This is a genomic window from Iodidimonas nitroreducens (genome assembly GCA_000710935.1).
GTDB classification, from domain to species: Bacteria; Pseudomonadota; Alphaproteobacteria; order Sphingomonadales; family Rhodothalassiaceae; genus Iodidimonas; species Iodidimonas nitroreducens.
Genome location: BAYV01000011.1, coordinates 73,752 through 93,834, shown reverse-complemented (window position 1 = coordinate 93,834; position 20,083 = coordinate 73,752). Strand labels below are relative to the sequence as shown.

Genomic DNA, 20,083 nt, shown 5'->3' with positions numbered 1-20,083 from the left:
GGCCGATGCCCTGATCCGGCACCGGCCAAGTCCAATTTGATCAAAAAGATCTGTTTGACTCGATGCCTTGCGTTTGTCTCTCTGAATTTTCTTGACAAACGACCTTGATACACGCATTTTGTATCTGTCTCACCTGCCATGAGTAGGAAGAGCATTCGAGGCCGCCCTAGTTCACTCGGGCGGCTTCAGTCGTTTTGGACTCCCGTCATATGAGCGCGAAGAAAAACGTCACGCTCCTTCCTAAGCTGCTTGATCCGACCACTTTTGTCGGTGCAGTAAGCTGTCAAAAGCAACCAATAGCCTGTACGCTCTGCCAGAACGACCAGATATTCCTCACGAAACCAAAGTAGCCTGCTCACTCTTCCATTGCGAGTGTTCTGCCATATGTCAATCTCGGAATGATCTGCCGCATTTTCAATTACCCAGCGCACCCAGCGAATTCGCTCACAGCGGCGTAGATCGGGCGTGCGATCATCCTCCACGCGGCCCTCCTGCACAAGATGCCAGAATGAAGCCCAGCGACCTGCTGCTTCTGGCAATCGGCGGCATTTAACGGGAGAATGGCAAAACATCAAACTACCCCCCGCGATTTCTTCTTTGAAGATGCGGTAGAGTTCAGCTTCATAGACGGCCCATTCTCCGCCGAACATTATCAGATCGGGCGGCGTCATCCAGTTAGATCCCGTGCCCGCCATACTAGAATGTTAAATTTCGTTGCAGAAAAAGAGGATGTGCGGGTAAGTATGTTCTGCCCAAGGCGCTCACATAGCCGCGCTGCAATCGCTGTCTTTGCGGGACTGGTTCTGAGGCCACGGTTCGCGTATGTGAGCGCGCCGATCAAAATATCGGCTAATTGTAACTGTTCGCTCTCATGTGATCGGACCTGCTGAACCCGCTCGACGCATTCTTGGTTGAAATCATAAAGGCTGTTGGCTAGTACCTCGTGAAGCCTGCGAGTTCTTGGCCCACCACGCGTGTCTTTTATATCGAGGTAAATGCGATAGTGATGCGGTGCGCAAAAGATCGGGCGCAGCATTGTAAAATACATTTTATAATACCAGTCATCGTGTGACTGACCGAAGCGCGCGTGATCCAGAAGACCCTTATCAGGGACGAGGATGCCACGAAAACGCATTCGTTCATCGGCCAGGAATAAATCTAATAATGCTAAGTAGAATTCCACTTTAGCTGGGGAAATCTTTGTCCATTTGGCCTCAAAATCAGGTGCAAGGCCGTGCTCGGACTTCAGCTTCCGCACAGCTAGGGAAATGATATGGCTCGCAGCTTCAGGGCAATAGATGGCACCCCAAGCCATTACTGGTGAACCATCATGCTCAAGATGACAGCTCTCGTCACAATAAACATTGAACAATCGCTCTTCAGTCATTCTCCAGCCTTCATAAGGGATACCTGCTCAATCACATGCGTCTTGATTAACCTGTTAATCTCAAAAATTTTTTGAAGAAGTCCTAATTATACGACTTATTTATACAAATAAGAAAAATATGCAACCTAAAAGAGTTATAATTCAAAATTAGTCCCTTATCAATTTATGTAACCCGGAGCCTTTCCCCTTTCGGATCGTCCCATCACAGACAATCGCTTAAATCCACACAATGGACACTAGCAGCGCATCTCCTTGCCTCATAAAAATTGAGCCGATGCCCTGATCCGGCACCGGCCCCTATAGTAAGCCCCGCTTAAAAGGCTTTAATTGCGAGGCGGTTTTTTATCGCCGCGCTGATGATCGAGATCGATCCGGCCCACATCCAGCCGCCGTGCCTGTTCCATCAGATCCGGCCGATCAAAGGAACGGCTGTGGAATTGCTCGGGCACGAAAGGCATGGTGCGATATACATCATGCAAAACCGGGCCCAAAGCATTGGGCAGCCCCTTGATGCTGGCAAGGGTGACACTGCCAAGGGTCAAGGGCCCTTTCGCCCCGGCCTCGCTCAATGCCAATCCATAAAAACGAAGATCGATCCAATGGGTGCCGGCATCGAGATTTTCCGCGCTTTGGGCTGTGACCAAAGGAACCCCGCGCAGGCTGTGCATGGTTCCCGAAAGATGAAAGCGGCCCTTTGTGGTGGCCTCGATCTCGGCACTGATCACCAGATCGCCATCCACCAGCTTTTCAACATATTGGCCGGTGAGGCGGGCCGCGGGATGGCTGTATAAAAAGCCGGTGATGCCTTTATATTCCTCGCCCTTGCCATTGTTGGCGGTGACGACCACGGCAATATTTTCAGCATAGCCCGGCAAGGGATCAAAGGCTTCGGGCAAGGTGAAGCGGGCGGTATAAATGCCATCGCCCGCCTGCTCATCGCCATTGCGGCCATCATCTTGATAGCTGATCGTGCCCAGCGGCCCGGAAAGCTGGCCGGTGACAACAGCGCTGATCTGCCATGGCCCTGTGGCCCCATCAGCATTGGGAATGCTGAGCAGATCCTCATCATTTTTGCCCGTGCTTTCCAGGCGCGCATAAAGCCGGGCCTCATCCCCGGATTCAAAGCGCATATCATCGGGCCAAACACTTAAGCCCATGCCGCTTTCGCTCGGCAGGATCTGGCGGGTTGGGATGCGTTCGGCAAGCACCGGGTCCACCGCTCCGCGCGCCACCGGCTGCGACCAGGCTGGAAAGCGGGCCTGCTGGCGATAGCTGGCCGCCGCATGGGCCGCCAGATCGGGGATGGTTTCGGCGGACCCTTGCGCGCGGGCCGATGACGACCCCATCAGCACCGATCCGGCCATGATCGCGCCCACAATCTTCGGCGTAATCGAAGACAACAGTCTTTTCATGATCCTTGATCCTTTGTACATATCAATAAAGGGTACTGATGAAACGGGCCGTCGTCATGCCTGTTTGCACCCGGGTATTGGGCGCACAGCTTGCGCCACCGCAGGTCCAGAAACCATCCGGGACCTGACGGCGCTCATCGGAATCAACCGCATTCCGCTCATCATTATGATTTTCATGGGCGGAATCGAGATTGAAAAAGCCCGATGCTTCCTGCTTGAAGCCATTATTGCAGACATTGCTGTTATTATAGCTGGCGGTGGCACTGCCCCCACAGGCAAAGATCGAGGCATATTGCACCACCCCATCATCTTCGCCCGATAAACAGGCGCTGGCCCCGAAAATGGCTTCAAAACCGCCAATCAAATAGACATTGCGGGCCGGCGCATTGGAAAATGTCCGTACCTGCACATCATCGGAACTGCGCAGCCAGAAGGTGGCATCATCACAATCCTGAATGAAACCGGCAATGAAATTACACAATAACGCCGCATCGCCGCAAACCGCATCCGCCCCTTGAGAACCGCGATGGGCCCCGCCAACCGACACCACGAGGCTGGTGCGCTGAGCCACCACATCATAGGCGCCATTGAGATTGAAATTGGGGGTGCTGCTATTGGCATTGCCCAGAATGAAATCCATCACCGTGCCGCCCATGCTGTGCGCGATGATCCAGAAATTGCCGCCCGCCGCCCAGCTTGTGGCACAGCGATTGCCGCCGCCATCGGCTCCGCCATTGGTTGCATTGATAATTTCAGCCGCAACCTCACCCGCCGCCAGAGAATCCCAAAAGGGCCGGGTGCCATTATAGCCCACCACATAATGCGAGGCATTGAAATTCTTGGTCGAAATACCGATGAAATCCGACCCCCCCGAACGCCAATAATCCCGGGCCTGGGTCCAATTGGTAAAACTTCCCGTATCGGTTTGTTTTCCATGCACAAAAATCATGCAGGGCATGGCCATGGCGGTGCTCCCGAAAGCCAGAAGCAGCCAAGTGGTCAGGATCGCCAGAATCGATTGTCTTTTCATGTTTGCACTCCTCATGGATCCGGCCCGAGCGCTGGGGATAAAGCCCGAGCGGCAAGCCATCATGGACCTTGTCCAGAAGCGTTCAGCCCTTCTGAAAAAGGTGAGAAATACAAACTATCAGTTTATAAAAATATCTTCAATTCTATCATTGCGCGCTTTTTATTGAGCTACCGATGCTGGCAGCTTTTTGCAGTTCATCAGCCTTTGATTGCTGAATGAGCATCATCGCTTCAACGATCAGGGCGCGCATCGCTTCGCTGGCCGCTTCGGGATCACGGGCCATGATCGCATCCACCACCTTTTTATGATCGCGGATGCTGGCCAAAGGCACGCCTTTGCGCTGGTTGGTCAGGCGGATGGAAATCCGCAAGGCGGTGTTGATCATGCCTTTCAACTGCGCATAAAAGCGATTGCCGCAGGCATTGAGGATCGACACATGAAAAGCGATATCCGAACTCAAGGGATCATCATTGCCCTTTTCGGCTTCGCGCATGCGATCCAGGGCCGCCAGAATATTCTGGATATCTTCGGGCTGACAGCGCTGAGCAGCAAGGGCAGCGGCCATCGGCTCGAAGGCCAGCCGCATTTCCGTAAATTCCACCAGCAATTGGGGAGAATATTTTCGCTCCAACAGCCATTGCAGCACATCAGGATCAAGCAGATTCCAGTTTTCTTCCGGCTCGATCCAGGTCCCTTGACGGGGACGCGCTCTCAGCAAGCCTTTAGCTGTCAGCATCTTGACCGCTTCGCGCAGCACGCTGCGGCTGGCTCCATATTGCGTGCAAAGGGCGGCTTCGATCGGGAAAGGATTATGTTGATCATAATGGCCTTTCACAATCGCCCGCCCCAGATCATGCACGATGACATAGGTCAGGTTACGACCTGAATGATTCTGCATTTCTCACCCACCCTTGGATTAGAAGGAACGTTTGCCCGGAATGAGCCCCTCATACCGATTTTCCGGCAAACCCGCCTGTTTTATTTTATAAATAAAAACATCGCCCGATTGCGGCGCCATGGCAAGGGCTTCGGCGGAAAGCCCGGCTCGGGCTGTGGTGATGCACAGATAATCCAAATCCGGCCCGGCAAAACAAACGCAGCTTGGCTGAGGCACCGGCAGGGATAGATCATCCATCAGGCGGCCATCCGGGGCAAAATGCCGCACCAGCCCCGCCCCCCAGAATGCGCTCCACAAACCGCCCTTCGCATCAATCGCCGCCCCATCGGGAAAAGCGCCATCCGGGGTTTGTGCAAAAAGACGCTGTGCCCGGCGATCACCGCTCTTTCCATCATAATCAGAAACCACGATCCGCCGGGTTGGGCTATCGGCAAAATAGGCTTTTTTCCCATCGGGGCTGAAACACAGCCCATTGGAGATGGCAATCCCGCCTTGCCGCAGATGCAGCCGGGCATCAAGATCGAGACAATAGAGGCTGGCGCTGGCCGCCCCGGCGATGCCTTCGTCTTCGACCATGCTGCCCACCCAAAAGCGCCCCGCCCGGTCGGCCCGGCCATCATTGAAGCGCCGCCCCGTTTTCCCCAATTCCGGGCGGGCAATCCAATCGATCGTGCGATGTTCCAGATGATAAAAGGCCAGCCCCGATGCAAAGGCCGCCGCAATCACATCCGGTTCTTTGGTAAAGGCAAAAGAGCATAAGCGTTCCGGCAGGGGGATCGCGGTTGCTTCGATCACCGCGCCCGGATTGCGTTCCAATGCCGGGAAATCCGGCTTTGCCCGCCAAAGCCGGGCCTTTTCAATATCGGTCCACCATAAAGTTTGTGAGGGTTCGTGCCATTGAATGCCCTCGCCCAAAGTGCACCCGCAGGCGATCCGCCCATAAGCTTCAGCCAACATGACGATGCCATGCCGCCACATGGGCCGCTGCGGCCTTTGCCACAGCATCAGGATGCAGACCCGGCTTATAGATCCCCGTGCCGATGCCAAAGCCATCCGCCCCCGCCGCCGCCCAATCCGCCAGATGATCCGGCCCCACGCCACCCACGGCCAGAACCCGCACATCATCGGGCAAAACCGCCTTCAGTGCCGAAATATGCCCCCGGCCATAGCTGGCGGCGGGAAATAATTTTAAAAAGCGCGCCCCCGCCCTTAGGGCCGAAAACGCCTCGCTGGCCGTGGCGAAACCGGGCATGGGCTCAACCCCCAAAGCAATGGCGCGCCGGATGACCGGGGCATGGCAATCGGGAGAAACGATGATCTCGCCCCCCGCTTCCACCACCCGATCCACATCCATGGGCGTGAGCACGGTGCCCGCCCCCACCACGGCGCGGCCCTTCAGGGCTTGGGCCAGCCTGCCAATGCTATCCATCGCATTGGGCGAATTCAAGGGCACCTCGATGATCGTGATTCCGGCATCCACAAGGATCGCCCCCACATCCTCCACCGCATCGGGGGTGATGCCGCGCAGAATGGCGATGATCGGCATCGCTGCAAGCCTCTCACCCAGCCGGTGGCGCAGCGCTTGGGCTTTTTGATCAATGGATCGTTCAGAGACTGTTTCAAGGGACATCGACAGACCTTTCCAAATCACGCAAGCGGGCCGCCATCGCCATCAATCCGGTGCCCGATTGCTGCTTGCCATCCAAAGACTGGGACGCCACCCCATAACGATCAAGGGCCAAGGCATAAAGATCGGACAAATGCCGGGTGGCGATGATGCTCACCCGATCATAGCCCGCATGGCGCCAATCCAGAATACGCAGGGCGGCATCCACATCCGCGCCGATCAAAAGCCCGGATAAAAACGAGGCCGCTTCGCCCACTGTCAATTCTTTGGAAATCTGCCGGGCCCGCACTTCAAACAGGCGATTGAGCAACATCGCCCCTTTGTTTGCGCAAATCCGCTTCACCCCTTCGATAAAGGCGGTTTCATGAAAACCGTCATCAGGCGCAGACCCCAGCAACAAAACGCTATGATCCTTGATGATCCCATAAAATTCGCCGGTCAAACTGGAAAAAAACCGCTCCACCACCCCATCTTGTAAAATCACCCATTTGCTGTGGGTTCCGGGCAGGCAAATGATCTGCCGCCCGCTTTTCAGGGCCGGATCGCTCATCAAAGCCCCCAGGATCTGCGTTTCCTCGCCCCGCATATAATCGGCATAGCCCAAAGGATTGATACAGCTGAGCCCGGGAATGATCGCCAGATCATGGCCTTCATGGCGGAAATGAACCGCCCCATCCACCAGCTTATCACAGGCAATGGGGCATGGCCGATAAGGCACTTCGCGCCAGCCGATATTCGATCCCACCGTGCCCGCCAAAAGCACCGGCAAAGCACCATGATCCGCCCGCCAGCCTGCTGTGGCCCGCATGAAGGCATCGCCGGGATCGGCAATCGCCGCCGCCAGACCCGGCCCATCACACTGATCGATGATCCGGTTATCATGAACCAGAAAAAGCCTGAGATGACTGGTTCCCCAATCCCCGACAATCGAAAACGCCCTATCCGCATTCATATTCATCCGCGCGGTCCCCGCTTGGGCATTTTCATGCCGACCATTCTTTGGTTCTTTCATAGGCTTTAAAGGCAACATAGTCTCTTGGTCTCTATAGATTCTCGAACTTTATGGGAAAAATCGGGATGGTTCGATCTTGTTGTGCTAAATTTATATGATAAATAATCTTGTTGTAAAGCCCCGCCGCTGCTAAAGCATGAACTTATCTGTCTTTTCCGCATCTCATCCTCTTTATTTGGCACGAGAATTGATCATGGCCCCAAAAACTGAAGGCATTGCCAGCCAGCCATATCCTAAGCTTACCGATCTGGATGGGCAGTCCGTGTTCATCACCGGCGGCGGATCGGGCATCGGGGCGTATTTCGTCCATGCCTTCGCAAGTCAGGGCGCACGGGTTGCCTTTGTGTCGCTGACCCAAGCCCCGGCTTTGGCGCTCTGTGATGCGGTGGCCGAGGAAACCGGCCAGCGGCCCTTGTTCATCCCGTGCGATATTCGCGATCTTAGCACCCTCTGCGCGGCAATGGCAAAGGCTGCCGATCAGCATGGCAGCATCGATATTCTGATCAATAATGCCGCCCGCGATACCCGCCACAGCCTGCTTGATCTGGATGAAAAAGGCTGGGCCGATAGCCTTGATACCAATCTGCGCCCGCATTTTTTCACGGCCCAAACAGCCGCCCCCGCCATGCGCGAAAAAGGCCGGGGCGCGATCATCAATGTGGGGTCGAACTCCGCCCATCTGGGGCTTTCGGGCTATCCGGCCTATGTGGCGGCGAAAGCCGCGATTGAGGGGCTGAGCCGCGCTTTGGCCCGGGAATTGGGGCCGGATGGTATTCGCGTCAATAGCCTGATCCCCGGCTGGGTGATGACCGAACGGCAAAAGGACTTATGGGTCACCGACGAGGCTTTGGCGGAGTGTTTGGCGCAACAGGCGCTGAAGCAAACCATATCGGGCGAAGATTGCGCCCATGCGGCGCTGTTTCTGGCCTCGCGGATGGCGGCCATGATCACCGGCCAAACGCTGTTTGTCGATGGCGGCCGGGTGATGCGCTAAAGGCTGTTATCAAGGCTTAATCATTACGGCTGTTGAGCCATTCCTGCAAACGCGATTGCTGCGCCTTGGTCATGAACAGGCCGCGCTTGCTGCGCCGCCACACAATATCTTCGGCCTGCACCGCCCATTCATGGCGGCGCAGATACTGCACTTCCGCCTCATAAAGCCCGGCACCGAAATCTTCGCCCATGGCAGCAAGCGAGGTGCATCCATCAAGCAATGCAAAAACCGCCGTGCCATAGCTGCGCACATAGCGGCGCGCCACATCATCGGGCAGCCACGGGGCTTCAGCCTTCAGCCGATCATAAAGGGTGGCGGGGTTATCAAAATCACCGCCGGGCAGGGTTTGTTCCTGGGTGCGGGATGGCCCCAGATCGGGGAAGACCGCCTGCATTTTATCCACCGCTTCTTTTGCCAGCAGGCGAAAAGTGGTGATCTTGCCGCCGAAAACCGATAGCAGGGGCGCCCCGCCCTCTGCCCTGGCCCCATCTTCCCCACCCTCGGCCATTCCGGTCAGGGTCAGCAGATAATCGCGGGTCACAGTGGAGGCATCGCTGCTTTCATCATCAAGCAGGGGGCGCACCCCCGCATAGCTCCAGCAGATATCGCGATCCGTGATCTGGCGCTTGAAATAATGATTGATGATCGACAAAAGATAGGCCTGTTCGTCGGCATCGATTTCAACCTTGCCGGGATCGCCGCTGATTTCCTTGTCGGTGGTGCCGATCAGGGTAAATTCTCCCTCATAGGGGATGGCAAAAACAATCCGCTTATCATCATTTTGCAAGATATAGCATTCCGGGCCCTCATAAAGCCGGGGCACCACGATATGGCTGCCCTTTACCAGCCGCACATGGCGGGGCGAGGGGCGATGCAGCTTTTCTTCGATGAAGCTTTGCACCCATGGCCCTGCAGCATTCACCAAAAGCCGGGCCTTCACCCGCTGTTGCTCGCCGCTGAACTCATTATGCAAAAGCACCTGCCAAACCGCGCCCTCATATTGCGCCGAAACACAGCGGGTGCGCGGCAAGATCAGCGCCCCATGATCGCGCGCCGCCATGGCATTCAGCACCACCAGCCGGGCATCATCCACCCAGCAATCCGAATATTCAAAGCCCTTTTGAATACCGGGTTTAAGCGGGCTATCGGGGCCAAAGCGCACAGATCGCGATCCCGGCAGGCTGGCGCGGCGGGCCAGATGATCATAGAGAAAAAGGCCGATGCGGATCATCCAGGCCGGGCGCAAAGATGGCAGATGCGGCAGGCGAAAGCGCAGGGGCCAGATGATATGCGGAGCGGCCCGAAGGAGCACTTCACGCTCGGCCAAAGCCTTGGCTACCAACCGGAATTCATAATGCTCAAGATAGCGGATGCCACCATGAATGAGCTTGCTGCTCGATGAAGAGGTGGCGCTGGCCAGATCATCTTTTTCGCATAATAAAACGGATAAGCCCCGCCCGGCGGCATCGGCGGCAATGCCCGCACCATTCACCCCGCCCCCAACGATCAGCACATCATAGGTCTGTTCCGGGTCTTGCTCCATCATACTCATGAGATTGTCACGCTCTCCTCATTAGGGATGCTAACAGCCTGCTGGCTGCGCATGGGCAGTTCAAATCGGACATGGCGGCCAAAAACCAGCCTATTGACCAGCAAAGAAACCGAAAGCGTGCTGATCAGGGTCAGAAACATCAGATGGATATAGTGTAAGGGAGTCCATAAAAAGGTGAAGATGGCATAAAGCCCCACCCCGAAAACCACCGCGATAATCGCCGCCCGGGCATCCACATTCTGGAACAACAGACCAAGAATGAAAACAGACAAAATCGGCATCGACAATAAACCATTCAATTGCTGCACCAGATTGATGATGCTGGCCGCCCCATCATAAACCGGTACCAGCATCAGCGCGGCCACAACGAACCCCAAGGTGATCGCCGCATTCAACCGCACCACATTGGGCTTTGCCTTGATATAGCGTTCATGAATATCACACACATAAAGGGTGGCCGATGAATTGAGCACACTATTAAAGCTGGTCAGCACGGCGGCGGCGATGGCGGCCGCAAACAGCCCCGAAAGCCACAAGGGCAAAACATCGCCCACGATCCGGCCATAGGCTGCATCGCCGATAGGACCATAAAGCTTATAAGAAACAATGCCGGGCAAAACGATCATCGGCGGGATCAGCACCAGCCGGATCAGGGCCGCCGCATAAACGCCTTTTTGTGCTTCTTTCACCGTGGGCGCGGCCATCGCCCGCTGGGTGATGGTTTGATTGGTGGACCAATAGAAAATCTGGATGAAAATCATCCCCGTGAGCAAGGTATGCCAGGGGATGGGGCTATCATTGCCGCCCAGCATCGTCAGCCTTTCACGCGGGATGCCCGATAAATCAAAGCCAATGGCATCAAGGGCCAGATACACCACCAAAATCCCCATGCCCAAAAGCAGGATGCCGCTATAGGTGTCCGATACCGCCACCGCCCGCAGGCCACCCAGAATGGCATAGGCCGCCCCCACAATGGCAAAGGCCGTGGCGATCAATAAAATCGGCGCCTCCACCCCGAACATCGATTTCATGAATAACGAGCCGGTATAAAGCATGATCGGCAGATAGATGAACACATTGCCCAGTAAAAACAGCAGGGCAATCACTGCCCGCACATGATGATCCTTGAAGCGCTTTTCCAGCAATTCCGTGGTGGTGGTGCATTGATAATGATAATAAACCGGCAGGAAAAGCCGAGCCAATATCATCAGCCCCAGCACCGCGAATAATTCCCACCAGGCCAAGAGGGCCATCTGATTGCCATTCATCCCCACCAATTGATCGGTGGAAAGATTGGTAAGCGTGATCGACCCCGCCACAAAAACCCAGGAAAGCCCCCCGCCCGCGAGGAAGAATTCCTTGTTGCTATCGCTGCTTTTCCGCCCCGCGCCGCGCACTTTCCGCCAGGTGGCAAAGCCGATGAGCGCAGTGACGGCAAAAAAAACGATGACCTGAACCGATTTGAGATCCATCTCCTCCACGATCTCAATCCCCTGTCACGTTCGCTGCCCCATCCGCTGAAGGGAGCAGATGTTCAAGCTGCAACCCCACCGCCCAGCGCCGATGAAAGCCCCGCCAATAGCCCGCGCTCGCCCCGGCCTCATCAGCCAATGCCGCGCCCACCTGCTCGCCCTGACCAATCGGCCAAACCCCATCCTGAGCCAGAGGCGTGGGCACATCGAGATAGCTGCGGGCCGCATCATCGCCCTTCAAGGTCCAATCAAGAAAAGCGGTGATCATATGAATGTTGATGGCGAGGATTCGATCCGTGCGCCAAACCGGCTCTTCCAATCTTTCGCGAAACTGGAAATAATCCTTCAATTCCGGGGGCGCATCATTGACCGCGATATTATGCCGGGCATTTTGAAAGCTCAAAAGATAGCGATCCGAGCCGGTCATCGCCTGCCATAAGGGGCGCACGCCCTTGGCATAATCGGATACATCATCAAGATCCCCATCGATGAACAGGCTGGGCAGGGTGATCCGGGCGAGCGCTTCAGGCCGCCAGGATGAAAAAGGCGGCTGATAGCCCCAGGGGGCAAAAGCCACCAGCGCCTTCACCCCTGCGGGCGGCGGCGGGGCATCATCTTCCAACAGGCCCTGCATGATATCCTTGGGCATGGATTGCATCACCAATGAGGCCGGATCATAGCCCGCACCGGCGGTGGTGATCGCCCCAAAGCCCCCCATGGAATAGCCCAAAAGGGCGATCTTTTGGGGATCATAAAGATCATGCCACGGGCTTTCGCCATCCGCCGCTAATTCTTGTAAGGCCGTGATCACAAAGCGCTGATCCCGGCTGCGATGGGCCACGGTGGTGGCGAATGATAATTGCTGCACCATGGCGTTGACCGGCAAAATATCGCGATGCGCAATGGCCACCACCACATAGCCTTTCGATGCCATCGCTTCCCCCAGCCAGCTATAAAGGCTGGTCCAGTTCTGATAGCCATGCGACACCACCAAAAGCGGAAACGCTTCGCCCCGCACCGGTTCGCCATCCAAGATCGCCCGGCCCTGCCTTGTGATTTCCGCAGGCAGATCGGCAGGATCGATGGTGGGGGTAAAGGGGGTGGGGCTGCGATAGGTGATCTCCTGCTTCTGATCGGGCAGGGCTTTTGCGGGATACCAGATGGCGAGATCAAGGGAGCGATCGGCGCGCCCGCCGCTTTGGGGATCAGGCTGATCGGGATTGACCAGTGTCAAGCCGGAATAACCCACCGCATAATCGCCCCGTGCCGCCAGTTCCGGGGCATCAGAGGGTGGAAAGGCCCCCGCCGCAAAAGGGCTGATCACAAGGGCGGCACAGGCCAATAAAACGAGACGGATCATCAGATATCCTTCCAAATAGCAACATCATGGGCGGGGATCATCGCCGAACCCAGCACGAAATCCGCCCCATCGGGGGCCGGGGCCGGCTGAGCTTTGGCGGCGTAGTTAAAGGCAAAAACCAGCCCACCCCGGCGGCTGATCCGCAGATCATCAGGCAAATCGAGCGTCGGCAGATCAAGGCCGGGCAAGGCGCATAAATGGCGGAAAAAATCGCGCAGGAATGGCGCATCAGTGAGGCCCGCCAGATAATAGGCCTGCCCCGACTGCACCAGCGCCGGGCTGCCATCATCAAAGCGGGCAAGGCATTCAGCCGGGCCGGGATCCACATGATCGCGCCACGCCCGGGCGCTATAATGTTTCCCCTGCCATAGGAGGCTGCCACCGCAGCCGGGGCGCAGGGTTTCCGCCATCAAAATCCTGATCGGCAACAAGGCCCGCAAGGCCCCGGGGGCCAATCCTTCGGGGATCGCACAATCCGCCGTTTTCCCCCCGCTGCGGGGGCCGAAAACCAGCGTCGCCCCGCTTTTTTGCAAAGCCTCCACCTCGGCTTCGCTGATGATCGATAAAACCGGCGCACAGATGAGCCGATAGCCTGTCAGATCATCCTCTGTGCTCACGATATCCACATCCAGCCCCAAAGACCGGAAGGCCGTGTAATATTGCCGCATCAGGCTTTCATGATCATAGCTGTCGCCTTGGCGCTCGATCTCGGTCACCCATTGTGATGGGGCCGAAACGATCATTGCAATCTTTGGCTTTGGGGCAGGCAGATCGGCCAGTTTCAACTGCCTGATTTCGGCCTCAACAGCCTTGATTTCGGGCCAGGCTTCCGCCTCGCTATGATCGGGCCGCAAAAGCCCGGCATGCATCTGTTCCTGCGCAAAAGGGGCTTGGCGCCAGCGAAAATAACTGACGCATGTGGCCCCGTGGGCAAAGGCTTCCAATGTCCAGAGCCGCACCATGCCCGAAGCCGGGCGGGGATTGTGCCGGGCCCAGTTTACCGGCCCGGGCTGCTGTTCCATCACCCAGAATTGGCGAGAGGGTGTGAGGCAGCGGCTTTGATCGAAGGTCCAGGCCCCCAGATCGGGATGGCCGGTGCGCATGAAACGCTGAAATTCCTCCGCCCCCGCATCGGCCAGCACCAGATCGGTGCGCCCCAAAGGATAATTATCATAGGATGCAAAATCGAGCCCCCGGGCGAGAGCAAAATTATCCACCCCGGTTTCCGCCATGGGGATGAAATTATGGGTGATGAACTGATCCCCCGCATGGGGGCGGATGGCCGCGATCATCGCGCGATGCCACAAGGCCACCTGATCGGATGTGAAGCGGCGAAAAGCCAGGCGATGCGCCGGGGCGGTTTCCGTGACCGCGCCATAGGGGGCTTCGATCTCGCTGAAATCATTGTATTCCATCGACCAGAATACATTTCCCCAGGCTTCATTGAGGGCGGCGATGGTGCCGTAGCGCGCCCTGCACCAATCGCGAAAAGCCACCACCGCCTGTGGCGAGATGGACAGCGCCGTCTCATGGCAACAGAGCTCATTATCGGTTTGCCAGCCGATCACCGCTTTATGCCCGCCATAATGCCGGGCGAGCTTTTCACTGATGCCTGCCGCCAGATCGCGATAAAGGCGGCTTGAAAAATCATAATGACGCCGCGATCCAAAGCCCCGCACCCGGCCCGTATGGGGATCGACCGGCAAAATATCGGGATGCGCATCGATAAGCCATTTCGGCGGCGTGGCGGTGGGGGTGCCGATCACGATCTTCAATCCGGCATTGGCAAGGGTTTCAATCGCCTGATCCAGCCAATCGATCTGCCATGCTCCGGGCTTTGGCTCTAATCGCGACCAGGCAAATTCCCCGATTCGCACCATCTTCAGGCCCAGATCGGCCATGCGCCTGGCATCATCGGGCCATAAAGCGGGCGACCAATGTTCAGGATAATAACAAACGCCAAGCATTCCCCCTCCCCTTTCATCAAGATCGGCTTATGCTGCCAATCCTTTGTTCTGATTATATGGCAGGCTTTATTTTTAGATCGCTGCCTATTGATCATATTAATAAGATTTTATAAGGATGCAAGGCTGGCGGCTTCCGATGCTGTAAAGTTTTTCCACCCCATTTTCTAAGCTTTGCCCCAGATGAGGATCATGATGACCAGCAAAAAGCGATCTGACCAGCCATTGGATGCACGGCGCGCCCTGAAGCCCGAAAAAAATCGCCCTGCTTTCCATGTGCTGAAGGGCGATCATCTCAGCGCCATCATCGATCTGCGGGGCAGTCTGCCGGCGCTGCTTTATCTGGGCCGGCATCTCTCCGCCGAAACCACCCCCGCCATGCTGGCCCATTTTGATGAACGCTATGAAGTGCCCGGCGGCCCGGCCATCGATGCCCCGCTCTCCCTCAGCCCCACCACTGCCGCGGGCTGGCTGGGCGCTCCGGCGATCAGCCTGCATCAGGGGGGGTGTGGCTGGGATTTCAATCCCCGCTGGGACAGGATCAAAACCGATGAAATCGCGGGCGGCCAGGCCCTCATGATCACCGCATCCGATCCGCGATTAGGGATCATGATCATCCATCGGCTGGCGATGATCGGCGATGTTTTGAAAGCCTCAACGGAAGTGTGCAATCAATCCGCCGAGCCCGAGCCTTTAATCATCGATCATTGTGCTGCGATCACCATCCCGGTCCCCGATCATCTCGATCAGATTCTATCGTTCGAGGGGCGCTGGGCGGGCGAATTTCAAATGCGCGAAACCAAAGGCTTCATGGGCCAGTTCGTGCGGGAAAACCGCCGGGGGCGCACATCTCATGACAGCTTCCCGGCGCTGATTTTGAAGGAAAGCAGCACTGATTATCATCGCGGATCGGCCCTTGCCCTTCATTTGGGATGGAGCGGTCATCACCGCCTCATCCATGGGCAATTGCCCGATGGCCGATGCTATCTACAGGCAGGGTCTTTGTTCCTGCCCGGCGAAATTCGCCTTGCACCGGGCGAGCATTATCAAAGCCCCGATGTGTTCATCAGCATCAGCGATCAGGGCCTGAACGGGCTGAGCGCACATTTCCATCATTTTGTGCGCCACAGCCTTTTATCGCCCGGCCTTAAAAACATGCCGCGCAAGGTTCATTATAATAGCTGGGAAGCGGTCTATTTCCAGCATGATCTTAAAACCTTATGCCAATTGGCCGATGAAGCGGCAGCGGTGGGGGCGGAGCGCTTCGTGCTTGATGATGGCTGGTTTTTAGGCCGGCGCCATGATCGGGCAGGATTGGGGGATTGGTTCGTCGATCCCGCAATCTATCCCGATGGCCTCGGGCCCCTGATCGATCATGTGCACGAAAAGGGCATGGATTTCGGGCTGTGGGTCGAGCCGGAAATGGTCAATCCCGATAGCGATCTTTTTCGCGCCCATCCCGATTGGGTGCTGGCAGCATCAGGGGCCGATCCCATCCCCTACCGCCATCAGCTTTGCCTTGATCTCAGCCACGGGGAGGTGAGCGCAATGCTGTTTTCCCGGCTTGATGATCTTTTGAAAACCTATCCCATCGCCTATTTGAAATGGGATATGAACCGCGATAATCTTCATCCCGGCGGGGCAATGGGTGAACCGGTGATGGAGCGGCAGATCCATGCCCTTTATGCCCTTTTGGATCGCCTGCGCGCGGCCCATCCCAAGGTCGAGATCGAAAGCTGCGCATCGGGGGGAGGCCGCGCCGATTATGGCATTCTGGCCCGCGCCGATCGCATCTGGACATCCGACAGCAATGACGCCATGGACCGGCTGGCCATCCAACGCGGATTTTCGCTGTTTTTTCCGCCCGAAATCATGGGGGCGCATGTGGGGCCGCATCTGTGCCACATTACCAAACGGGCTTTCCCCATGGAAACCCGGGCGGCGGTGGCGCTGTTTGGGCATATGGGGATCGAAGCCGATCTGCGGCAGGAAACACCCTCCGATAAAGCCATTCTGGCCCAGGCCATCGCGCTTTATAAACGCACGCGCGGGCTGATCCATTCCGGCCAATTGGTGCGCTTTGATAGCCCCGCCCCCTTTGATGCCTTTGCCATGATCGAAGATGGTGGCGGGCAGGCGCTGGTCAGCATCGCCCATCTTGGCCATGATCTCGCTGCCAGCAGCCTCGCCCCTACAAGCCTGCCGCCCAAAATCCGCTTTTCTGGTCTGGAACCCCATCGCACTTATCAGATGCGCGCCCTATGGCCGCAAAATCCCGACCCCGGCAACAGTGCTTTCTGGGCCGAATTATTTGACGGCGGGATCACCGCATCGGGCGCGGTTTTGATGCAATCGGGCCTTTTGCCGCCCCGGATGATGCCCCACAGCCTTTTGATCCTGCATCTGCAGGCGATCTGAAGCCCATTTGGGCCGCCCCCTGATAAAAAAACCGACCGGGGTGGGGCCCCGGCCGGTTCAATCAGGGATGGGAACAACCCCATCCCTCAGGGTCAGAATTCCGTACGCACCCCAAAGGCATAGCGCGCACCGGTATTCACCACCTGCAAAAGCTGATTGTCAAAACGTCCGGTTTTGAACACTTTTTCATTGGTGATATTGATGCCTTCCACAAAAACCGAAACATTGGGCGTGATGGCAAAGCTTGCCCGGGCATCGATCTGATCGAAGGTTTTGACGAAAATCGGATCACCCCCCACCGGATTGGAAACGGTTTGGAGGAATTCGCCCCGGCGATTATAGGCAATCCGGCTTTCAAAGCCGCCCTTATCATAGAACAGAATGAAATTCTGCGAATTGCCTAGCCCTTCAAGGGCAAAGGTCTGGTTGATACTGCCCTGATCCACATCGGCATTGCTGGCAACAAACGTGGCGTTCGCCGTCACCCCAAAGCCGCTCAGCACACCGGGCAGATAATCGAACAGATGCTGGAAGGCAATTTCAACACCGCGCACATTCGCGCTTTCAAAATTGCGTGGCCGCCGCACATTGAACGGAGCCAGGCCACCGGGGAAGATATTATCGGCATTATCCACCGGGAAATCTTCCACCGCCAAAGTCGAGACGATGAAATCGTCGATCTGCTTATAATACAGGGCAACGGTGAAATAGCCGCCCGGCGCATAATAATATTCAAAAGACAGATCGAAATTATCCGATGTAAAGGGCTTCAGATCGGGATTGCCGCCGCTGGCAATCAGATTGCCCGGGCGCAGCACATCGAAATTCACCCGGGGGGCGAGATCGGTCAATTGCGGCCGGGTCACGGTTTTCGAAGCCGCAAAGCGCCCGATGATCTCGTCGGTGAATTCGATCTTGGCATTCAGGCTGGGCAGGAATTTATCATAGGAATTGGACTGCCGAACCGTTTCCACCCCGCCCGCAAACACGCCTTGGAAAATTGTTTCATCGCCAAAAACCGTGCGCAGATCATTCAAAGTGAGCTGCGAACCGGTTGCAGTGAGATTGGTGTGGGTATAGCGCGCGCCCAAATTCACAAACCATGGCAGGCCACCCACTTCGCCCTCGATATCCGCTTCGATATAGGCATCGGCGACGATTTCATTCACCCGAAAGCTATCGGGCTGCACCTGTGCGGAAAATCCATTGGGTCCGATCAGGGATGCGGTGGTGCCGGGCGCCAGATTCAACAGCGTATCCCGGGCTGTGGCGGCTTCGGGAGATTCGAGGAAGGCAAAAAGATCATCAGGATCGAAGGTTTGAAACGCGCGGGGAATATCGCCAGAAAATCCGGCCAGAAAGCCGCTATTTTCAAAAGGCCGAAGGATCGAATCCGGCACATCCACGAAATAGCCGCAAAACAGGCACAGGGTATTGGGATCGGTCCGCACAAGCTCGTTGGTTTTGGTGCGATCCGCATAATAGGCACCGATCTTCAATCGCTTGAGATGCTCGCCATCCACTTCCCATGCACTATCGAGGCGGTTTTCAAAAATCTCATCGGTCACATCCCATCCCTCGCGAATGGCGATATGGGCCCGGCCAATGGATGGATCCTGCAGATTGGCGGGCAGGCCGGTCACCGAAGGCAGATCGGTTGTGCCATCATTGCTGAAGCTGACACCATTATTAAAGCCGATCACCGCAAAGCTATCATTGCCGCCATTATTGGAAGTGGCGCGCGACCATGAACTATCAAACACCAGATTGATCATATCATTGAGCTGCCAATCGGCATTGAAGCCAAGGGCCTTGATCTTAGTGGGCCGATTAAAGGTGCGGCTGATGAAATCAGTGGCCCCATTTTCAGAATGCGTGAGATTGGTGACCGTGCGATTGCTGTCAATCTCGGCATCCAAAATCTGATCGGCGGTGAACCAATGGCCGATAGAGGCCGCATTGCTTTTCACCTTGAAGCGATTCCACAGGGCATCCACCGTGAAATGCAGCCGGTCTGTTGCCTTATATTCGATCACCCCGGTGACCCCGGTGCGATCCCGATTTTCAAAATTGGTGATCTGATCGAAATTTTGCGGCACAAACACCCCTTCAAGCCCGGCCTGTGGCAGGCTGCTATTGGGATTGAAGCCACGGGTTTCCACAGAATCGATCTGGGCATCGCGCGATTGATGGGAAACCGAAAGCAAAAGGCCCAGACGATCATCCATGAAGGTATCGCTGATAAAGGCAAAACCCTGAGGCTGCACCCTTTCCGACAGCTCTTCATACATGCCCTTGGCGCTGGCCACGAATTTGAAGCCGCCAATATCAAGGGGCCGGGCCGTTTTCACATTGATGGTAGCCCCCAAAGCCCCGGTTTGGGTGGTGGCGACCGAGCTTTTATAAACATCGGCGCCGGTGATCAGATCGGCGGCCAAAAGATCAAAGCTGAATTCCCGCCCCTGATTTTCGGTGGCAAAGGTGCGGCCATTCACCAGCACCGTATTGAACGACGGCCCAAAGCCGCGCACGGTGACGAACTGGCCTTCGCCGCCGGACCGATCAATGGAAACCCCGGAAATCCGCTGAAGGGATTCGGCCACATTCGAATCCGGGAATTTGCCAAGATTTTCTGATGAAATGGAATCAACGATCCGATCAGAATTGCGCTTGATATCCATCGCCCGGTTCAAGCTGCCGCGAATCCCGGTAACGACGATCTCATCGATTTCAAAAGGTTCATCTTCGCCTGATGTGCCCGCGTCCTGCGCCAGCACCGGGGCCGAAGCCAGCATAGACAACAGCGCAAAACGGCTGGTCATGGATGTGAAGAAACGCCGGGAACAGGGCGCATCCGGGGCCTTATGTGTCATCTCATTCTCCCTCCCAAAAAATCCAAATGGGCACGGGTGCTTGTTTTTATTGTGCTTTTTCTTGCACAGACGCATCCGGGCCCT

15 protein-coding genes are annotated in these 20,083 nt (G+C 56.3%); 2 read left to right on the top strand and 13 right to left on the bottom strand.

The window, feature by feature from the left end:
- Positions 1–185 precede the first annotated feature (185 nt).
- The 8 genes from AQ1_RS05280 to AQ1_RS05245 all read right to left on the bottom strand — a co-directional run bounded on the left by AQ1_RS05280 (position 186) and on the right by AQ1_RS05245 (position 7,312).
- On the bottom strand, positions 186–671 hold the full coding sequence (locus AQ1_RS05280) for a hypothetical protein (protein WP_042084934.1): 486 nt from the start codon (positions 669–671) through the stop codon (positions 186–188).
- On the bottom strand, positions 668–1,387 hold the full coding sequence (locus tag AQ1_RS05275; protein WP_042084933.1) for a DUF3800 domain-containing protein: 720 nt from the start codon (positions 1,385–1,387) through the stop codon (positions 668–670). The genes AQ1_RS05280 and AQ1_RS05275 overlap by 4 nt, the downstream gene beginning before the upstream one ends.
- A gap of 323 nt (positions 1,388–1,710) precedes the next feature.
- Positions 1,711–2,799 carry a choice-of-anchor X domain-containing protein gene (locus AQ1_RS05270; RefSeq protein ID WP_042084931.1) on the bottom strand — a complete coding sequence of 363 codons (1,089 nt, stop codon included), beginning with the start codon at positions 2,797–2,799 and terminating at the stop codon, positions 1,711–1,713.
- A 22-nt stretch (positions 2,800–2,821) separates the two neighbouring features.
- A complete protein-coding gene (locus AQ1_RS05265) occupies positions 2,822–3,829 on the bottom strand; it encodes a hypothetical protein (protein WP_042084929.1) in 1,008 nt (335 codons plus the stop codon).
- A 145-nt stretch (positions 3,830–3,974) separates the two neighbouring features.
- A complete protein-coding gene (locus tag AQ1_RS05260) occupies positions 3,975–4,727 on the bottom strand; it encodes a FadR/GntR family transcriptional regulator (protein ID WP_042084928.1) in 753 nt (250 codons plus the stop codon).
- A gap of 18 nt (positions 4,728–4,745) precedes the next feature.
- Positions 4,746–5,684, bottom strand: a complete 939-nt coding sequence (locus tag AQ1_RS05255) for an SMP-30/gluconolactonase/LRE family protein (protein WP_042085102.1) — start codon at positions 5,682–5,684, stop codon at positions 4,746–4,748.
- Complete coding sequence (locus tag AQ1_RS05250; protein ID WP_462687107.1) at positions 5,674–6,357, bottom strand: beta/alpha barrel domain-containing protein; 684 nt, start codon at positions 6,355–6,357, stop codon at positions 5,674–5,676. Before AQ1_RS05250 ends, AQ1_RS05255 begins: the two co-directional genes overlap by 11 nt.
- Positions 6,347–7,312: a 2-dehydro-3-deoxygalactonokinase gene (locus AQ1_RS05245; protein ID WP_161760441.1), complete on the bottom strand. Its 966-nt coding sequence runs from the start codon at positions 7,310–7,312 to the stop codon at positions 6,347–6,349. The genes AQ1_RS05250 and AQ1_RS05245 overlap by 11 nt, the downstream gene beginning before the upstream one ends.
- 247 nt (positions 7,313–7,559) lie before the next feature.
- Between AQ1_RS05245 and AQ1_RS05240 the strand changes: the two genes are divergently transcribed.
- Positions 7,560–8,360, top strand: a complete 801-nt coding sequence (locus AQ1_RS05240) for an SDR family NAD(P)-dependent oxidoreductase (RefSeq protein WP_042085098.1) — start codon at positions 7,560–7,562, stop codon at positions 8,358–8,360.
- Positions 8,361–8,376: 16 nt separating this feature from the next.
- On the opposite strand, the gene glpD is transcribed toward AQ1_RS05240, so the two are convergent.
- From glpD to AQ1_RS05220, 4 genes are read right to left on the bottom strand one after another with little or no spacing between them, the layout of a single operon-like run.
- The gene (gene glpD, locus AQ1_RS05235) at positions 8,377–9,912 is read right to left on the bottom strand and encodes a glycerol-3-phosphate dehydrogenase (RefSeq protein WP_150007097.1); all 1,536 of its coding nucleotides are present in this window, start codon (positions 9,910–9,912) and stop codon (positions 8,377–8,379) included.
- The gene (locus AQ1_RS05230) at positions 9,909–11,384 is read right to left on the bottom strand and encodes an SLC5 family protein (protein ID WP_042084926.1); all 1,476 of its coding nucleotides are present in this window, start codon (positions 11,382–11,384) and stop codon (positions 9,909–9,911) included. The genes glpD and AQ1_RS05230 overlap by 4 nt, the downstream gene beginning before the upstream one ends.
- A gap of 13 nt (positions 11,385–11,397) precedes the next feature.
- Positions 11,398–12,744, bottom strand: a complete 1,347-nt coding sequence (locus AQ1_RS05225) for an alpha/beta hydrolase family protein (protein WP_042084925.1) — start codon at positions 12,742–12,744, stop codon at positions 11,398–11,400.
- Positions 12,744–14,711 carry a beta-galactosidase gene (locus tag AQ1_RS05220; protein ID WP_042084923.1) on the bottom strand — a complete coding sequence of 656 codons (1,968 nt, stop codon included), beginning with the start codon at positions 14,709–14,711 and terminating at the stop codon, positions 12,744–12,746. Before AQ1_RS05220 ends, AQ1_RS05225 begins: the two co-directional genes overlap by 1 nt.
- Before the next feature lie 189 nt (positions 14,712–14,900).
- Here AQ1_RS05220 and AQ1_RS05215 point away from each other — a divergent pair, with 189 nt between their 5' ends.
- The gene (locus AQ1_RS05215) at positions 14,901–17,126 is read left to right on the top strand and encodes an alpha-galactosidase (RefSeq protein WP_462687106.1); all 2,226 of its coding nucleotides are present in this window, start codon (positions 14,901–14,903) and stop codon (positions 17,124–17,126) included.
- A 92-nt stretch (positions 17,127–17,218) separates the two neighbouring features.
- On the opposite strand, the gene AQ1_RS05210 is transcribed toward AQ1_RS05215, so the two are convergent.
- Positions 17,219–19,999 (bottom strand): TonB-dependent receptor, encoded by a 2,781-nt coding sequence (locus tag AQ1_RS05210; RefSeq protein ID WP_042085090.1) that lies wholly within the window; start codon positions 19,997–19,999, stop codon positions 17,219–17,221.
- Positions 20,000–20,083: the final 84 nt, after the last annotated feature.

What these genes read in the sequence shown, in the direction of transcription:
- glpD (WP_150007097.1), bottom strand. Translation starts at nt 9,912, where the DNA reads ATGAGTATGATGGAGCAAGACCCGGAACAGACCTATGATGTGCTGATC.
- AQ1_RS05240 (WP_042085098.1), top strand. Translation starts at nt 7,560, where the DNA reads ATGGCCCCAAAAACTGAAGGCATTGCCAGCCAGCCATATCCTAAGCTT.
- AQ1_RS05255 (WP_042085102.1), bottom strand. Translation starts at nt 5,684, where the DNA reads ATGTTGGCTGAAGCTTATGGGCGGATCGCCTGCGGGTGCACTTTGGGC.
- AQ1_RS05275 (WP_042084933.1), bottom strand. Translation starts at nt 1,387, where the DNA reads ATGACTGAAGAGCGATTGTTCAATGTTTATTGTGACGAGAGCTGTCAT.
- AQ1_RS05250 (WP_462687107.1), bottom strand. Translation starts at nt 6,357, where the DNA reads ATGTCCCTTGAAACAGTCTCTGAACGATCCATTGATCAAAAAGCCCAA.
- AQ1_RS05265 (WP_042084929.1), bottom strand. Translation starts at nt 3,829, where the DNA reads ATGAAAAGACAATCGATTCTGGCGATCCTGACCACTTGGCTGCTTCTG.
- AQ1_RS05270 (WP_042084931.1), bottom strand. Translation starts at nt 2,799, where the DNA reads ATGAAAAGACTGTTGTCTTCGATTACGCCGAAGATTGTGGGCGCGATC.
- AQ1_RS05245 (WP_161760441.1), bottom strand. Translation starts at nt 7,312, where the DNA reads ATGAATATGAATGCGGATAGGGCGTTTTCGATTGTCGGGGATTGGGGA.
- AQ1_RS05225 (WP_042084925.1), bottom strand. Translation starts at nt 12,744, where the DNA reads ATGATCCGTCTCGTTTTATTGGCCTGTGCCGCCCTTGTGATCAGCCCT.
- AQ1_RS05260 (WP_042084928.1), bottom strand. Translation starts at nt 4,727, where the DNA reads ATGCAGAATCATTCAGGTCGTAACCTGACCTATGTCATCGTGCATGAT.
- AQ1_RS05280 (WP_042084934.1), bottom strand. Translation starts at nt 671, where the DNA reads ATGACGCCGCCCGATCTGATAATGTTCGGCGGAGAATGGGCCGTCTAT.
- AQ1_RS05230 (WP_042084926.1), bottom strand. Translation starts at nt 11,384, where the DNA reads ATGGATCTCAAATCGGTTCAGGTCATCGTTTTTTTTGCCGTCACTGCG.
- AQ1_RS05220 (WP_042084923.1), bottom strand. Translation starts at nt 14,711, where the DNA reads ATGCTTGGCGTTTGTTATTATCCTGAACATTGGTCGCCCGCTTTATGG.
- AQ1_RS05210 (WP_042085090.1), bottom strand. Translation starts at nt 19,999, where the DNA reads ATGACACATAAGGCCCCGGATGCGCCCTGTTCCCGGCGTTTCTTCACA.
- AQ1_RS05215 (WP_462687106.1), top strand. Translation starts at nt 14,901, where the DNA reads ATGATGACCAGCAAAAAGCGATCTGACCAGCCATTGGATGCACGGCGC.